Below are 14,592 nucleotides of genomic sequence, written 5' to 3'. Positions count from 1 at the left end.
AGGCTATGGGGAGTTCATCAGTTTGTCAGGGCTTTGCCTTGAACCTGGGAGGTTTCCATGCGTCTGGCTTTTTTTCAGTCATTTCGGGGCATGCTTTTCAGTCTGGTGCTCCTGGCTGTGCTGCCGGCGCTGGGGATCATTCTTCATAACGGTCTGGCGAGCCGCGACGACGCCGTGCTGCATGCCCGGCAGGAGCTCGCGCGCATTGTCACCGCCCTGGCCGGAGCACAGCTGCGCACGACCGACGTGACCCGGCAGACCCTGACCACGCTCGCGATCATGGATGAAGTGCGGAATCAGGACATTGTTGCCTGCACCGAGATTTTCACCAGAATTCTGCTGCATAATCCGCTTTACACAAATATCACCTTGACCGACCCCTCCGGTGGCATCCTGGTTTCGGCGATGCCCATGACCTTTCCCAGTCTGGCCGACCGCAAACACTTCAAGGACGCCCTGCGGACCAAGGTGTTTTCTCCTGGAGAATACATTGTTTCCCGCGCAACCGCGGTTTCGTCCTTTCCCTTCGCCTATCCGATCCTTGATGAACTGGGCGAGGTCAGCGGCGTGCTGACCGTGGCCCTGGACCTGAGCAAGTTCCATTCTTTTTTTGCGGGAGAGCATCTGCCGGATGGCTCTTTTCTGGGCGTCGCCGACCACGAGGGCAGGCGGCTTTTTCGATCGTTTGTGGACGAATCCTTTCCCCTTGGTGCGTTTATCAGCCCCTCGGCCTGGAAGGCCGCGAAAGAGGGCGGGGAGAGCGGAGTTTTTGTCAGCCAAGGCTCCGACGGACTCAGCCGCATCAGTGCGTTTCATAAAATCAGACTGGACCGGGACGCTCCCGCCTACATGACCATCTTCATCGGCATGCCCGAAGCCGCCATAGGCGCCGATGCCCGCAAAGCCATGGGAACCGGGCTGGTCCTGTCCGCATGCGCGGCCGTTCTGGCGCTGGTCATGGCCTGGGTGGCGGAGCGCGCTTTTTTCATGCCCAGGGTCAGGGCGCTGGTCATGGCGGCGGAGCGGTTCCGCATCGGGGACTACGGCACGCCAACGGGCGTGAACCACGACGCCGGAGAGCTGGGCCTTCTGGCCTCGGCTCTTGATCGCATGGCGCAGGAGCGGCAGGTCGCCGTCGATGCGCTGCGCGCGGCCAAGGATGCCGCCGAAGACGCCTCGCGCAGCAAGTCCGAGTTTCTGGCCAACATGAGCCACGAGATCCGCACCCCGCTAAACGGTGTGCTGGGCATGCTGCAGCTGCTTGAGTCCGGCAGACCCAGCGCCGAACAGCGGGAATATGTCGAGACGGCCATTCGCTCCACGAATCGCCTGACCCGCCTGCTTTCCGACATTCTCGACCTGTCCCGCATCGAATCGAACAAGCTGGTCATTCAGGAAGAGAGCTTTGCCGTAGCCGACGTACGCCAGAGCATTCTCGACATCTTTGAAACTCCGGCCCGTGAAAAGGGCGTGCGGCTGGAGGTGCGGGTGGACCCGCGCATCCCGGCCCATCTTTTTGGCGATGAGGCCCGACTGCGCCAGATTCTCTTCAACCTGGTCGGCAACGCCGTCAAGTTTACGCCCAAAGGGCAGGTCGCTGTGAATTTTGTCCTTGTCTCGGCAGCGGGGGAATCCACCTGCCAGATCCGTTTCACGGTTCAGGACAGCGGCGTGGGCATTCCAAGCGAGCGTCTCAAGGATATTTTCGAGCCGTTCATTCAGGTCGACGGCTCCTGTGTCCGCTCGCACCAGGGCGCGGGTCTGGGGCTGGCCATCGTGCGTCGGCTGGTCGATCTCATGCACGGGCAGTTGCAGATTCAAAGCACGCAGGGTGAAGGGACCTTGGTCGGCGTGACCCTGCCTTTCACCGTCGGTTCGGCCACCCTTGCGAGGCCGCAACGCAGCGGCGTGGAAAGGGATCTCGGCGAACGACGCTTTTTGCTGGTGGAGGACGACAGCGTGAACCGCATGGCCATGGAGCGGATTCTGGGCAAGTTTGGCTGCGAGGTCATAAGCGCCGGCAATGGCCTGGAAGCCGTCGAAATACTGAAGCGCGAGAACGTTGATCTGGTTTTCATGGATGTGCAGATGCCGGTCATGGACGGTATGGAGGCCACGCGGATCATTCGCGAAGAGCTGGGGCTTGATGTCCCCATCGTGGCCATGACCGCCTACGCCATGGCCGGAGACCGGGAGCGTTTCCTGCAAGGCGGGATGGATTCCTACGTCTCCAAACCTGTGGACATGGCCCGCCTGAAAGAGACGGTCAACTCGATTCTGGTCTGAGGGTGATTGTCCCCAGGACTGAAGGGCCTAGATTTCCTGCCGGAACCTGTACAGATTCGATAGTATTTTCGGCGTATGACGTGTACGGATTTTCCTGGGAATCGCCCTGCCTTTGTCTTGACTTCAGCCTGCCACGCTCTTGTCGGAATTGGCTGTGATTGGTACATGTTTGTTTTTTCCTACACATTTATAAGGAGAATTACGCATGAAACGGATTGTCTTGATGGTCGTTTTTCTGATGTTCGGTTCATCCCTGGCCATGGCCGACACTCTGCAGCTGCTGACCTGGAAAGGCTATGCGCCCAAAGAGCTGGTGGACAAGTTCGAGGCCGAGACGGGCGTAAAGGTCGAGGTAACCTATTCCAATAACGAGGAAATGATCGCCAAGCTGCGGGCTACGCGCGGGGCGGGTTTTGATCTGGCCCAGCCCAGCCAGGACCGCATCTCCTCGGTGCAGGAGGAGTTCGGCATCTATCAGCCCATCGACTACTCCAAAATTGAGGAAGGCCTGTTCATCCCCTCCATGCTTGAAGCCGTGAAGAAGAACACCCTGGTCGGCGGCAAGTCCTACGCGGTGCCGTTTTGTTGGGGCACATCCGGGTTGGTGGTCAACACCGCCCAGGCTTCGGGCGCGACCTCCTGGAAGGCGCTCATCGATCCGCAGTACAAGGGACGCATCAGCTACCGCCTGAAACGGCCTGCTCTCATCGGCCTGGGTTTTGCGCTGGGTTACGACCCCTTTGCCCTCTACGGTGACGAAAAGGCCTACGCCGAGATGCTTTCCAAGATCGAGGCCGAGCTGATCAAGGCCAAGCCTCTGGTCAAGAACTATTGGGCCAACGGCGACCAGCTGCTGGAATCCGTGCGCTCCGGCGAAGTGACCGTGGCCGAGGCCTGGGACAACGGCGGATGGAAACTGCATGAAGACAACAAGGATATCGACTTCGTGGCTCCGAGCGAGGGCGCTCTGGGCTGGATCGACACCTTCACCATACCGGCCAAGGCCAAGAATGTGGAAGCCGCCTACAAGTGGATCAACTTCATGCTGAAGCCGGAAAACAGCGGCTATTTCACTTCCGCCGAGAAGACCCCTACGGCCTCCAAGGGCGCAGGTCCGTTCATCGACCCTGCTTTCCAGGCCAATTTCGACCGTTCCTTCCCGCAGGCGACCATCGACAACATCAAATGGTACCCGCCGGTCCCGGCCAACCTTGAAGCCATGGAAGGCAAGGTGCTGGACAAGGTCAAAGCCTCCAACTAAGCAAGAAGGTCCGAAGCCCCGCAGGCTTCGGACCTCATTTTTTTACAACGGAAAGTCGCATGCAATTCGATTTGGTCATTACCAGTCTGGTCAAGAAGTTCGGGACGTTTGTCGCCGTGGACGACGTCTCCTTTTCCGTGCCCAAAGGCTCTTTCTTCTCCATCCTCGGGCCTTCGGGCTGCGGCAAGACCACGCTGCTTCGCATGATCGCCGGATTCGAGGAGTCCACCAGCGGGAGCATCGAGATAAGCGGGCAGGACATGCGCGGGGTCACGCCCAACAACCGGCCTGTCAATCTGGTTTTCCAGCATCTGGCCCTTTTTCCGATGATGGACGTAGCCGAGAACATCGCCTTTGGCCTGAAACGCCGCAATTTTCCTTCCGCCGAGATTCGCCGCCGTACGGATGAGATCCTGGAACGGGTCGACCTGCCCGGGTTCGGGGCCAAGCGCATCCAGCAGCTCTCCGGCGGCCAGAAACAGCGCGTGGCCATTGCCCGCTGCCTGGTGCTCGAACCCAAGGTCTTGCTGCTGGACGAACCGCTCGGCGCGCTTGATCTGAAACTCCGGGAGCAAATGAAGGTCGAGCTCAAGAAGCTGCAGGCCAAGATCGGCACGACCTTTGTCTACATCACCCACGACCAGTCCGAAGCCCTGGTCATGTCCGACACCGTGGCGGTCATGAACAGGGGGCGCTTCGAGCAGGTCGGCTCCCCGCAGGAGCTCTACGGCGACCCGCATACCCCCTTCGTGGCGGGGTTCGTGGGCGACAACAACCGCTGGGCCGGGAACGTGGAGGAGATGGATGACGAGACGGTGCTGATACGCACCGATGAAAACCTGATTTTCCGCGCCCGCAAAAAGGCCGATGCGCGCAAGGGACCGGCCACCCTTTTTCTGCGTCCCGAGGCCATGGTCATCGAACCGGCCGAAAGGGATGGCCTCAACACCTTCGGCGTCACGGTCAAGGCCATCCTCTTCGACGGGGCCAACAGCCGACTGCTGACCGCCACCGCCGCCGGTCACGAACTGCTCGTGGCCCTGCCCCAGAACCGCGCCTTCGATCACATCCGCCCCGGCGAGAACATCACCCTGGGCTGGCACCCGCAGTCCGGCGTCGCCTTTGCGCGGGAGGAGACGGCATGAAGCGCTCCGGTCTGTTCTGGATCTTCCTGGCTCCCGTTCTGATGTGGCTTTTTCTGCTCATCGTGCTGCCGCATCTGGACCTCCTGATCCTGAGCTTTCGGGTCGGCAAGAGCTGGAGTCTTGAAAATTACGGCAATTTCTTTCTGGAGCCCATTTACTGGCTGACCTTCGTGCGCACGGCGGCCTATTCCATCATCACCACGTTTTTGACCCTCGTCGTGTCCCTGCCCGTGGCCTTCTACATCACCAAGCTTTCCCGGCCGGGCGTGCGCGGTTTCCTGATGGTTTTGTTGCTGCTGCCGTTCTGGGTCAGCGAGCTGGTGCGGGTCTACGGCTGGATGATCCTGCTGCGCGAATCCGGGGTCATCAATTATTTTTTGCTGCAGCTTGGCCTGGTGGAGCGCCCCATCGAGATGCTCTACAATGACGCGACCATGATCATGGGTCTGGTCTACACGTCCATGCTCTTCATGGTCGTGCCCCTGGTCTCGGTCATGGAGAGCCTGGACGACAGCCTGGTCGAGGCCGCCTACGACCTGGGCGCAAGCAAGTCCTGCATCTGGCGCACGATCATCATCCCGCACTGCAAGCCGGGCATTACCTCCGGCGCCATCGTGGTCTTCATGCTGGTGCTCGGCAACTACCTGACCCCCAACCTCATGGGCGGCAAGAACTCCCTGTGGTTCACGGAGCAGATCTACAACCAGTTCATCGCCAGCTTCAACTGGAATCAGGGAGCGGCCTTCGGCTTTCTGCTGCTGCTGTTAAGCTCGGGCATCATCTGGGTCGGGCTGAAGATTTCCGGCCAGCGTTTGGGCGAGGTGGCGTCATGATCCGCTCCCTGCCCAGATCCCGGGCCTATGACCGCGCTTTCGTGGTTTTCATCCTGCTGTATTTCATTTTTCTTTTCGCGCCGCTCCTGGTGACCTGCGTGCTGGCCTTCAACAATTCCGATTTCCCGTCCCTGCCCTGGCGCGGTTTCACCCTGGACTGGTTCTTCTCCGCCGGGCCGAAACGGGTCGGCATCTTCGAGGACGCGGACAACCTGCGCGCCATCTGGGTCAGTTTCAAGACCGCGCTGTGGGTCTCGGCCTCGTGCGTGGTGGTGGGAGTCTGCGCCGCGTTCCTGTTCGAGCAGGAAAATTTCAAGGGCAAGAATTTTCTGTATTTTCTGATGCTCGCTCCGCTGGTCATTCCGGGCGTGATCCTGGGCATTTCCATCCTGCTTGGCGCGACCACGGCGGGCATCTATTTCGAGGACCACTGGAACCTGGACGTCGAACTGTTCCGGCCCAGCTTCTGGCTGGTGGTGGTGGGGCAGTTTTCCTTCATCACCACCTTTGTGACCCTGGTGGTTTCGGCCAAGCTGCGCAAATTCGACCATTCCCTGGAAGAGGCGGCGCTGAATCTCGGCGCGACCCGCTTTCAGGTCATCTGGCACATCACCCTGCGCTATCTGCGCTCATCGATCATCGGCTCCGGGGCCGTGGCCTTTTTGATGAGCTTCGAGAATTTCAACACCACCCTCTTTCTGGTCGGCTCACAGCCCACCCTGCCCATCAATCTGTACCTGCAGGTCCGCGACGGTTCCACCCCGGTCATAAACGCCATCTCGCTCCTGCTCATCGTCGGTACGTCCATTCTGGCCCTGACCAATCTGTACATCGATCGCAAGGAAGGCCTCAAGTAAGGACAGCCCATGCCCATCCCGGACAGACGGGACAGGCATGGGTCAGGCGCGTTCCCGAGCGGCTTGTGGCCTTTCGTCTGCGCAGGCAGCGCTGAGCCAGCGCTGGACTTCCCGGAATACGCCGCGAGAATGGAGCATGGCGACATGGCTGACGGGCGTTGTCTCCAATTCATGCCATCCGGGAGCCTGGCAGCGCAGGGCCGAGTTCGGCAGCACCATGTTGTCCGCGGGGGAATGCAGGGCCAGGCGGCGCACATGGGCGGGCAGGGGCAAGCCTGTCACGCGGCGCACGGTCTCGCCCTCATATCCAAGATACCTGCCCAGCGAGGACAGGCCGAAGGGGGAGAGCTTGCTCCCGGCAAAGGGCGTGCCCATGGTGACCAGGCTCTTGATGCGTCTGCTGTCCTTGTCGTCGAGTTGGGCCAGGGCCGACCACAGCAAAAGGCCGCCCATGCTGTGCCCGACCAGATGCACTTCCCGGTCCGGATGCGTGGCCAAGAGGGCTTTAAGATCCTCCCGCAGCGCGTCGACGGTCTCGTTCCACTCGGCTCCCCAGCTTGCGTAGGATAAACAGACCGGGGCGAAACCGTGGCCCTGCAGCCAGCGGCGAAAGAGGATCCAGGCGCTTTGGTTGTGGAAAAGTCCATGCGCGAGCACGACCAGATCCCGCCCCCCGGCGGGCTTCTTCCAGAGGCGGGGCCAGAGGCCCAAAGGGTGCAGAAGCAGGATTATGATCTCGCTCAGCATGCTGCGCAGAGCGGTTTTTGCGGCCAGGGCCAGGTACGGCCGCAGCGGCTTGCCTGTCTGGTTGGTCTCCTCGTAGCAGAACAGGGTGTAGGTCAAGAGGGCGAGAATGAGTATCGCCGTGAGCAGGATGGTCAGCAGAAATGTGATCATGGGTTTACCTTTGCCAGGAATTTCGAGTCGTTATGAAGGTGGCGGACGAGTTTGCGATGACCGGCCGGAAAGGCCAGCTTCATGATTTCGGACCACCCGGCCCAGCGATGCTCCTGGGCGGCCTTCAGAATCAGTTCCTCCGGGCTTGAGAGCAGGGTGACGCGGAAGGCGTGCAAGGTGACCCGGTAGCGCGTGAAGGAATGCTTGAAGGAGGCGATGGGCTCGGGATGGTTTACGATCAGCCCTGTTTCTTCCAGGTATTCGCGGATTACTGCCTGACCTGGCGTCTCACCGGCCTCCACGACCCCGCCTGGAAACTCCCATAGATTTCCCCAGATGTCGTCGGCCTTACGTTTCTGGGTCAGGATGCGGCCGTCATGGATCAGGACTCCCGTGGCCATGGATATGTAGATGGGCGAGGGCGCCTTGACGATGACGGGGCGATCCTCCTGCACGCCGTTTTTCCTGGCCAGGCAGAAATCTGCCAGACAGCACCCGGTGCAGGCGGGATTGCGGGGGGAGCAGACGAGGCTGCCGAATTCCATCAGCGCCTGGTTGAAGTCCCGCGCATGGCCTTTTGGCAGGAGCCGGAGCGCGAATTTGCCGACTTCCTCCTGCGCCTGGCGGGATTTTATGGGTTGCTCGATGTCGTACAGGCGGCTAACGACCCGTTCGACGTTGGCGTCCACGACGCAGACATCCTGTTTGAAGGCGATGCTGGCGATGGCCCGTGCCGTGTACGGACCGATGCCCGGCAGGGACAGCAGCGCTTCCGTGGAGGTCGGCAGGGTTCCGCCGTGCTGGTCCATGACGATTTGCGCCGCCTTGTGCAGATTGCGGGCGCGCGAATAGTAGCCAAGACCTTCCCAGAGTTTCAGGACCTCGTCCTGTTGGGCCGTGGCCAGGCTGGTCAGATCGGGGAAGCGGGCGATCCAGCGGTTGAAATAGTCCACGCCGCGTTCCATCTGCGTCTGCTGGAGCATGATCTCCGAGATCCAGACATGATAGGGGCTGTAGGTCTCACGCCAGGGCAGGTCGCGCTTGTGACGGGAAAACCAGTCCAAGAGGGCTGCGGCCATGTGTTTCTCTGAAGCTGCGTTGCTTCGGGGCGGTGAAGGCATTGACGGGCTTCCGTGGTTCCGGGTTGGCGGGATTGATTTACCTTATGCGGGAAATATGAAATCTGTGCTTTGCTTTGGTCAGCGCTTGGAGCGCTGTCAAGGCCGGTCCGAAATTGACGTTCCGGGGGGTTGATGTCTTTTGCCTGTGTTTGCCTTGCGGCCGTGAGCGAGGTCCGTGTCGATGATCATTGGCTTGGCAGGGGCTGGGCATGATTTCCGTTGCCTTGCCGTGCTACAATTCCAAGGAAGGTCTTGAGGCCTGCCTGGAGAGTCTGCTGGCCCAGACCTGGGAGGATTTCGAGGTTGTGGCCGTCAACGATGGATCCCTGGACGACACCCTGGCCCTGCTCCGGAGATACGCGGCCCGGGATTCCAGAATCCGTGTCTTCGACCGTCCGCACGGGGGCGTGGTGCAGGCCATGAATTTTGCCGTAGAGCACTGCCGGGGCGAGTATGTGGCCCGCATGGACAGCGACGATGTCTGCCTGCCCGAGCGCCTGGCCCTGCAAAAGGCCCATCTGGACCGTCACCCCCACCTGGGCCTGGTCGGCGGACTGGTCCGTTTCGGCGGTGATCCCGAGACAGGTCGGGGCTACAAAGCCTACGTGGATTGGACCAACACCCTGGTCACGGAAGAGGAAATTTCTGTGTCCCGCTTTGTGGAGTCGCCTTATGCCAATCCTAGCATAATGTTCCGCAAAGAGCTTGTCAGCCGGTGCGGCCCGTTTTATGACGGCCCGTTTCCGGAAGATTACGAATTTCTGCTGCGCCTGATGGCCGCCGGCGTGCGCATGGACAAGATTCCCCGGGAGGTGCTGATCTGGAACGATCCGCCTTCCCGGCTGACGCGCACGGACCCCCGCTATGATCCCGATGCATTCTACCGCACCAAGGCCGGATACCTGGCCCGGTGGCTTGCTTCCAGGGGCATAGGCCGGGTGTCGATCATCGGCGGCGGGCGCATCACCCGGCGTCGGGCCCTGATGCTTGAGGAACACGGCATTGTCATCGATTGCTGGCTGGAGGTCGATCCGGACAAGATCGGTCAACGGGCCGGCGGCCGTCCGGTCTGTTCGTGGCACGACGTGGGCGCTCCGCAGGGGGAATTTCTTGTGTCCTATGTGGGGAGCAGGGGAGCCGGGGCGCGCATCGCCTCGGAACTTGAAGAGCGAGGCTGGATTGCCGGGATACATTTTCTGCTGGCCGCCTGAAGGGCCGGCATCACACTTTTACACGTTGAGGTGGATATATGGATCTGATTAAGTTTGCCAAAGAAATGGAGACCGTACTCAAAGCGGCCGCGACCGAGAGCGAGCTGGTTTCTCCGGCCTCGGAAGACGGCGCCATCTGGGGATTTGAACTTGGCGAGGACGCCAGCGGCTTTTTGTCCCTGGAATCCAACGAGGGCACCCTCGATGTGCCCACGGTGACCGTTTCCCTGTCCCTGGGCTCCATCGAAGAGGTCAGCAAGGAAGATCTGATGGACCTTCTGATCATCAATGGCGACCTGCTCGGCGCGTCCCTGACCATCACCCCGCCGCTGGGCGAAGAGCAGGAAGAGTTCCTCATGCTGCAGACCAAGTTCGTGGCCACGGATTTCTCCGAAGACATGTTCAACAAGTCCGTCACTTCTCTTATGACTCAGATGTCCATTTTCTTCGAAGCGGAATAATGTCCAAGATTACTGTTCAAGCTGTTTCCAAGGCGTATTCCGGAGTGGATCTCTTCATGGGCCTGTCCATGGAGGTCCATTCCGGGACCAGGCTTGCGCTGGTTGGCCCCAACGGGTGCGGCAAGTCCACGCTGCTGAAGATCATGGCCGGGGAGACTTCGCCCGACTCCGGCAAGGTGACCGTGCCCAAGGGCTCGCAGATAGGGTTCGTGCAGCAGGAACTGGGGGCGGCCGATCTCGCCAAACCCCTGCAGGATTTCGTGCTCGAGGTGCTGCCCTCGTGGGGGGAATTCTGGACCCAGTGGCGTGCCGCCCTGGATCAGAACGACGAAGCCGCCCTGATCCGGTTGCATGACCGGCAGGAGGAGCTGGAGCATCAATACGGGTATAATCCCGAGCACAGGGCCCACGCCATCCTGTCCGGACTGGGCTTTGCCCCTGCGGTCTTTTCCCGCCCCGTGGGCGAACTGAGCGGTGGTTGGCGCGAACGGGCCAAGCTGGCCCGGGTGCTGGTGGCCGGGGCCGACATCCTCTTTCTGGACGAACCGACCAACCATCTCGATCTTGAGGCGGTGGAGTGGCTTGAGTCCTACGTGCTGGGCTTCGAGGGCGTCCTCGTCTTTGTGGCTCACGATCGCTATTTTCTGGACCGGGTCGCAAACAAGGTGCTGTTTCTTGGCGGGGAAAAGCCTTTTTTGCGCGACGGCAATTTTTCCCAATTTCTGGAATGGAACGCCGAGCGGAGCGATCAGCTCCGGCGGCAAGCCGAAAAATTGCGCACGGAGATCAGCAAGAAGCAGGCCTTCGTGGACCGCTTTCGGGCCAAGGCCACCAAAGCCAGGCAGGCCCAGAGCAGGCTCGGCCAGATTGGCAAGCTCCAGAGCGAACTTCAGACTCTGACCCCCGAGACCCGCGCCCGCACCCTGTCTTTCAGCTGGCCCGAGCCCGAGCGGGGCAATCAGACCGTGCTGTCCGCAGTGGAGCTGTCCTTTTCCTTTCCGGACGCGGCCCTTTTTTCCGATCTGTCCTTCAACCTCTATCGCGGTCAGAAAATTGGGCTGGTCGGTCCCAATGGCCGGGGTAAATCGACCTTGATCAAGCTCATCAACGGTCAATTAAAGCCCAGCCAGGGCCACATCAACATGGGCTCAAGCATCGTCACCGGGTACTTCAGCCAGCACCAGACCGACATCGTGCGACCGGCCTCCACGGTCATGTCCGAGATCAAGCGCCTGGCCTCGCCGTCATGCACGGACCTGCAGCTCAAATCCGCCCTCGGCCTGTTCATGCTCGGCGAACGCTACTGGGAAAAGAAGGTCGAGGACCTGAGCGGCGGCGAAAAGAATCGTCTGGTGCTGAGCACCCTTTTCCTCAGCCGCGCCAATTTCCTCATTCTTGACGAACCGACCAACCACCTGGACATGGAGAGCCGCGAGGCCCTCATGGATGCCCTCTCGGCCTACCAGGGCACCATGCTGGTGGTCGCCCACGACCGCTATCTCCTGAGCGAGGTGGTGAGCGAAATCTGGGAACTGCATGCCGACGGCATCGAGATGCATCAGTGCGGCTTTGATGAGTATCATGCCCGCAAGAAGGCTCGCGAGGCGCAGGAACTGGAAAAACCGGACATGACTCGCGCGGTGCGCAACGAGCAGAAGCTCAAGAAGCGCGAGCAGGCGGAGATGCGCAACAGGATCTACCAGCAGCTCAAACCCCTGCGCAAAAAATACGAGAAGCTCGAAGCGGAACTGGAAGCCAATCTGGTCGAGCAGGAAACGCTGGAGACGCAGCTGGCTGACCCGGTCACCTACGAGGACGTGTCCCTGTCCCGCGAACTGGGGCAGCGCTTCGCGGCCTTGCAGAACAGGGCCGAAGATTTGATGTCGGATCTGGCTTATCTGGAAAAGGAACTGCAGGAGCTTGAAATTCAGAGGGATGCATGACGGTCGGCAGCATTGACGTGGTGGCCGGGATCATCGTGCGCGACGACAGGTTTCTGGCCGCCCGGCGATCTCTATCCATGTCCGAGTCCGGATTCTGGGAATTTCCGGGCGGCAAGGTCGAGGCTGAAGAGACGCTTGGGCAGGCTCTTGCCCGGGAACTGGAAGAGGAATTATCCATTGCAATAGATGCTTTTTCCCTCTGGAAAGTAAAGGAAAAAAAGGTTAAAGGACGTGCAATTCGGCTTTTCTTTCATCTTGTGACTGAATTTTCCGGCGCACCAACGCCGCGTGAAGGCCAGGAATTGGCATGGATCACATGTGAAGAAGCCCGGGGGTATTCTTTTTTGCCGGCTGACGAGGAAATTCTGTCCGAACTTTCCGCATGCCTGCAAACGCGTTGAACCCCCACCGGACTCGCGGTAGCGATTGGTTACGTATTTTTCCGACCCAACTTCTGGAGGACGTTCATGCCTGTCTTTATCTATAAGGCAAAAACACGCGGCGGTAGATCGGTCAAAGGGGATTTGGACGCTCCAAGCCTTGAATTTGCCGAAAATATCCTGCGACGCAAAGGATATGGCAATGTCCGGGTCAAGCCGAAACCCAAGGACATTCTGGAAGGCACCTTTCTTGAGGGCGGTGTGTCCGATCGCGACATGGTCGTCTTCAGCCGGCAGTTCGCCACCATGATCAACGCAGGCGTGCCCATCCTGCAGGCCTTGCAGATCATGTGCGAGCAGACCGAGAACCCCAAGCTGCGCCGCAAGCTCTATGCGGTCAGAAACGACATCGAGGGCGGCAGCTCCCTGTACGAGGCCCTCAAAAAACATCCCGACATTTTTGACGCGCTCTATTCCAACATGGTCAACGCCGGTGAGACAGGCGGTATTCTGGACCAGGTCCTCATACGTCTGGCCGAATACATCGAGAAGGCCGCCAAGCTCAAAGCCAAGATCAAGGGCGCCATGATCTACCCGGGCGTGGTCGTGACCGTGGCCGTGGCGGTCATCGCGGTCATCCTCATCTTCGTCATCCCGACTTTTGAGCAGATGTTCACCGAATCCGGCGGCGCGCTTCCCCTGCCGACCCAGATAGTCATCAACATGAGTAATTTCGTCATCAACAATTTCATGTTGCTGGTGGGCGGCATCATCGCTTTTATTGTCGCCTTCAAGTTTTTCTACAAATGGGAGAAGGGGAAGATCCTTGTCGATCGCTGGGTTCTTTTTCTGCCCGTCTTCGGCCCCCTGCTGCGCAAGGCCGCCGTGGCCAAGTTCAGCCGGACGCTGGCGACCATGGTTTCAAGCGGCGTGCCGATATTGAACGCGCTGGATATCGTCTCGCGCACATCGGGCAACAAGACCGTTGAAAAGGGCGTGCTCGAAGCCAAGAAATCCATCGCCGAAGGCCAGAGCCTGGCCGAACCGCTTGATGACACCGGGGTCTTCCCGCCCATGGTCATCCACATGATCGCCATCGGCGAAACCACGGGCGCGCTCGATTCCATGCTGACAAAAATCGCGGATTTCTATGATGACGAGGTCGACGTGGCCGTTGACGCCCTGACCTCTCTCATCGAGCCGATCATGATCGTTTTTCTGGGCGTGGTCGTTGGTGGACTGGTCATCAGCATGTACCTGCCCATCTTCTCCATCGCCGACACCGTAGCGTAAGTTCAGGGAGTTTTTCGTGCGTATTTCCCAGTTGCTTCAGCGGCAGGAACCTTTCCTGTCGCTGGAGTTCTTTCCCCCCAAAGACCGGGCGCAGTGGCCCGGTTTTTTTGATGTCGTGCGTCAGCTCAGAGCGCTCGCGCCCCTGTTTTGTTCCGTGACCTATGGCGCGGGCGGCAGCACCCAGCACAACACGCTGGAGATAGTGACCCGCATGAAGCAGGAATATGGCCTGGAGCCTTTGGCGCATCTGACCTGTGTCGGAGCGGACCGGGCCAGGCTTGGCTCCTTTTTGTCCGGCCTGGGTGAGGCCGGCGTCGATAACGTGCTTGCTCTGCGTGGCGACCCGCCTCGGGGTGAAACATCCTTCACCCCCGACAGTGAAGAGTTTCAGCACGGCAGCGACCTGGTCTCCTTCATCCGGCAGGAGTTTTCCGATCTGTGCATCGGCGTTGCGGGCTATCCTGAAAAACATCCCGAAGCCCCGAGCATGGCGGATGATCTGGAGCGTTTGCGACACAAGGTCGCAAGCGGCGCCGATTTCGTCATCACACAGCTTTTTTTCGATAACGACAGGTATTTCGATTTCGTGGTTAGGGCCAGGGCGGCGGGCATCGGCGTGCCCATCATCCCGGGCATTCTGCCGGTCCAGAACCTTGGGGCCCTGCAGCGCATGCTGACCTTTTGCGGGGCTTCCGTGCCTGAAGGGTACATGCGCGATCTGGAGCATGTGCACAAGGTTTACGGCGAGAGCGGGGTGCGCGGGCTGGGACTGGGTTACGCCAAGAGCCAGATCCGAAATCTGCTTGACCGGGGAGCCCCTGGAGTGCATCTCTACACTCTTAATAAAGCCGATACCTGCCTGGATATCTGGAAGGATTTTTCGAGCAGGGATGGGCTGAAGTAA

Annotated in this window: 13 protein-coding genes; 11 read left to right on the top strand and 2 right to left on the bottom strand. The window is 59.9% G+C overall.

The window, feature by feature from the left end; genetic code table 11:
* Positions 1–57 precede the first annotated feature (57 nt).
* The 5 genes from DBAC_RS17895 to DBAC_RS08855 all read left to right on the top strand — a co-directional run bounded on the left by DBAC_RS17895 (position 58) and on the right by DBAC_RS08855 (position 6,382).
* Positions 58–2,286, top strand: coding sequence for a hybrid sensor histidine kinase/response regulator (locus DBAC_RS17895; protein WP_015773952.1), 2,229 nt, complete (start codon positions 58–60; stop codon positions 2,284–2,286).
* 205 nt (positions 2,287–2,491) lie between these two features.
* Positions 2,492–3,547, top strand: a complete 1,056-nt coding sequence (locus DBAC_RS08870; protein WP_015773951.1) for an extracellular solute-binding protein — start codon at positions 2,492–2,494, stop codon at positions 3,545–3,547.
* Between the two features lie 59 nt (positions 3,548–3,606).
* Positions 3,607–4,692, top strand: a complete 1,086-nt coding sequence (locus tag DBAC_RS08865) for an ABC transporter ATP-binding protein (protein ID WP_015773950.1) — start codon at positions 3,607–3,609, stop codon at positions 4,690–4,692.
* The gene (locus tag DBAC_RS08860; RefSeq protein WP_015773949.1) at positions 4,689–5,525 is read left to right on the top strand and encodes an ABC transporter permease; all 837 of its coding nucleotides are present in this window, start codon (positions 4,689–4,691) and stop codon (positions 5,523–5,525) included. Before DBAC_RS08865 ends, DBAC_RS08860 begins: the two co-directional genes overlap by 4 nt.
* Entirely contained in the window at positions 5,522–6,382 is an 861-nt protein-coding gene (locus tag DBAC_RS08855) for an ABC transporter permease (protein ID WP_015773948.1), read from the top strand. The genes DBAC_RS08860 and DBAC_RS08855 overlap by 4 nt, the downstream gene beginning before the upstream one ends.
* Positions 6,383–6,424: 42 nt before the next feature.
* On the opposite strand, the gene DBAC_RS08850 is transcribed toward DBAC_RS08855, so the two are convergent.
* Positions 6,425–7,279 (bottom strand): esterase/lipase family protein, encoded by an 855-nt coding sequence (locus tag DBAC_RS08850; protein ID WP_015773947.1) that lies wholly within the window; start codon positions 7,277–7,279, stop codon positions 6,425–6,427.
* Positions 7,276–8,358 carry an A/G-specific adenine glycosylase gene (gene mutY, locus DBAC_RS08845; RefSeq protein WP_015773946.1) on the bottom strand — a complete coding sequence of 361 codons (1,083 nt, stop codon included), beginning with the start codon at positions 8,356–8,358 and terminating at the stop codon, positions 7,276–7,278. The genes DBAC_RS08850 and mutY overlap by 4 nt, the downstream gene beginning before the upstream one ends.
* Before the next feature lie 251 nt (positions 8,359–8,609).
* Here mutY and DBAC_RS08840 point away from each other — a divergent pair, with 251 nt between their 5' ends.
* From DBAC_RS08840 to metF, 6 genes are all read left to right on the top strand, one after another.
* Positions 8,610–9,611: a glycosyltransferase family 2 protein gene (locus tag DBAC_RS08840; RefSeq protein ID WP_015773945.1), complete on the top strand. Its 1,002-nt coding sequence runs from the start codon at positions 8,610–8,612 to the stop codon at positions 9,609–9,611.
* A gap of 38 nt (positions 9,612–9,649) precedes the next feature.
* Positions 9,650–10,072: a hypothetical protein gene (locus DBAC_RS08835; protein ID WP_015773944.1), complete on the top strand. Its 423-nt coding sequence runs from the start codon at positions 9,650–9,652 to the stop codon at positions 10,070–10,072.
* Positions 10,072–12,015 (top strand): ribosomal protection-like ABC-F family protein, encoded by a 1,944-nt coding sequence (gene abc-f, locus DBAC_RS08830; RefSeq protein ID WP_015773943.1) that lies wholly within the window; start codon positions 10,072–10,074, stop codon positions 12,013–12,015. The genes DBAC_RS08835 and abc-f overlap by 1 nt, the downstream gene beginning before the upstream one ends.
* Positions 12,012–12,416, top strand: a complete 405-nt coding sequence (locus tag DBAC_RS08825) for a (deoxy)nucleoside triphosphate pyrophosphohydrolase (RefSeq protein WP_015773942.1) — start codon at positions 12,012–12,014, stop codon at positions 12,414–12,416. The genes abc-f and DBAC_RS08825 overlap by 4 nt, the downstream gene beginning before the upstream one ends.
* Positions 12,417–12,482: 66 nt before the next feature.
* Positions 12,483–13,688, top strand: coding sequence for a type II secretion system F family protein (locus tag DBAC_RS08820; protein ID WP_015773941.1), 1,206 nt, complete (start codon positions 12,483–12,485; stop codon positions 13,686–13,688).
* Between the two features lie 16 nt (positions 13,689–13,704).
* Positions 13,705–14,592, top strand: a complete 888-nt coding sequence (gene metF / locus DBAC_RS08815) for a methylenetetrahydrofolate reductase [NAD(P)H] (protein ID WP_015773940.1) — start codon at positions 13,705–13,707, stop codon at positions 14,590–14,592.

Origin of the sequence: Desulfomicrobium baculatum DSM 4028 (assembly GCF_000023225.1) — a bacterium.
Taxonomy (GTDB): domain Bacteria; phylum Desulfobacterota; class Desulfovibrionia; order Desulfovibrionales; family Desulfomicrobiaceae; genus Desulfomicrobium; species Desulfomicrobium baculatum.
This window is presented reverse-complemented; position numbering and strand designations above follow the sequence as displayed.

Bases quoted from the DNA above. Each gene is read 5' to 3' on its own strand.
- DBAC_RS08865 (WP_015773950.1), top strand. From the start codon at position 3,607: ATGCAATTCGATTTGGTCATTACCAGTCTGGTCAAGAAGTTCGGGACG.
- DBAC_RS08870 (WP_015773951.1), top strand. From the start codon at position 2,492: ATGAAACGGATTGTCTTGATGGTCGTTTTTCTGATGTTCGGTTCATCC.
- abc-f (WP_015773943.1), top strand. From the start codon at position 10,072: ATGTCCAAGATTACTGTTCAAGCTGTTTCCAAGGCGTATTCCGGAGTG.
- DBAC_RS08825 (WP_015773942.1), top strand. From the start codon at position 12,012: ATGACGGTCGGCAGCATTGACGTGGTGGCCGGGATCATCGTGCGCGAC.
- DBAC_RS08850 (WP_015773947.1), bottom strand. From the start codon at position 7,279: ATGATCACATTTCTGCTGACCATCCTGCTCACGGCGATACTCATTCTC.
- DBAC_RS17895 (WP_015773952.1), top strand. From the start codon at position 58: ATGCGTCTGGCTTTTTTTCAGTCATTTCGGGGCATGCTTTTCAGTCTG.
- mutY (WP_015773946.1), bottom strand. From the start codon at position 8,358: ATGGCCGCAGCCCTCTTGGACTGGTTTTCCCGTCACAAGCGCGACCTG.
- DBAC_RS08855 (WP_015773948.1), top strand. From the start codon at position 5,522: ATGATCCGCTCCCTGCCCAGATCCCGGGCCTATGACCGCGCTTTCGTG.
- DBAC_RS08840 (WP_015773945.1), top strand. From the start codon at position 8,610: ATGATTTCCGTTGCCTTGCCGTGCTACAATTCCAAGGAAGGTCTTGAG.
- DBAC_RS08860 (WP_015773949.1), top strand. From the start codon at position 4,689: ATGAAGCGCTCCGGTCTGTTCTGGATCTTCCTGGCTCCCGTTCTGATG.
- DBAC_RS08820 (WP_015773941.1), top strand. From the start codon at position 12,483: ATGCCTGTCTTTATCTATAAGGCAAAAACACGCGGCGGTAGATCGGTC.
- DBAC_RS08835 (WP_015773944.1), top strand. From the start codon at position 9,650: ATGGATCTGATTAAGTTTGCCAAAGAAATGGAGACCGTACTCAAAGCG.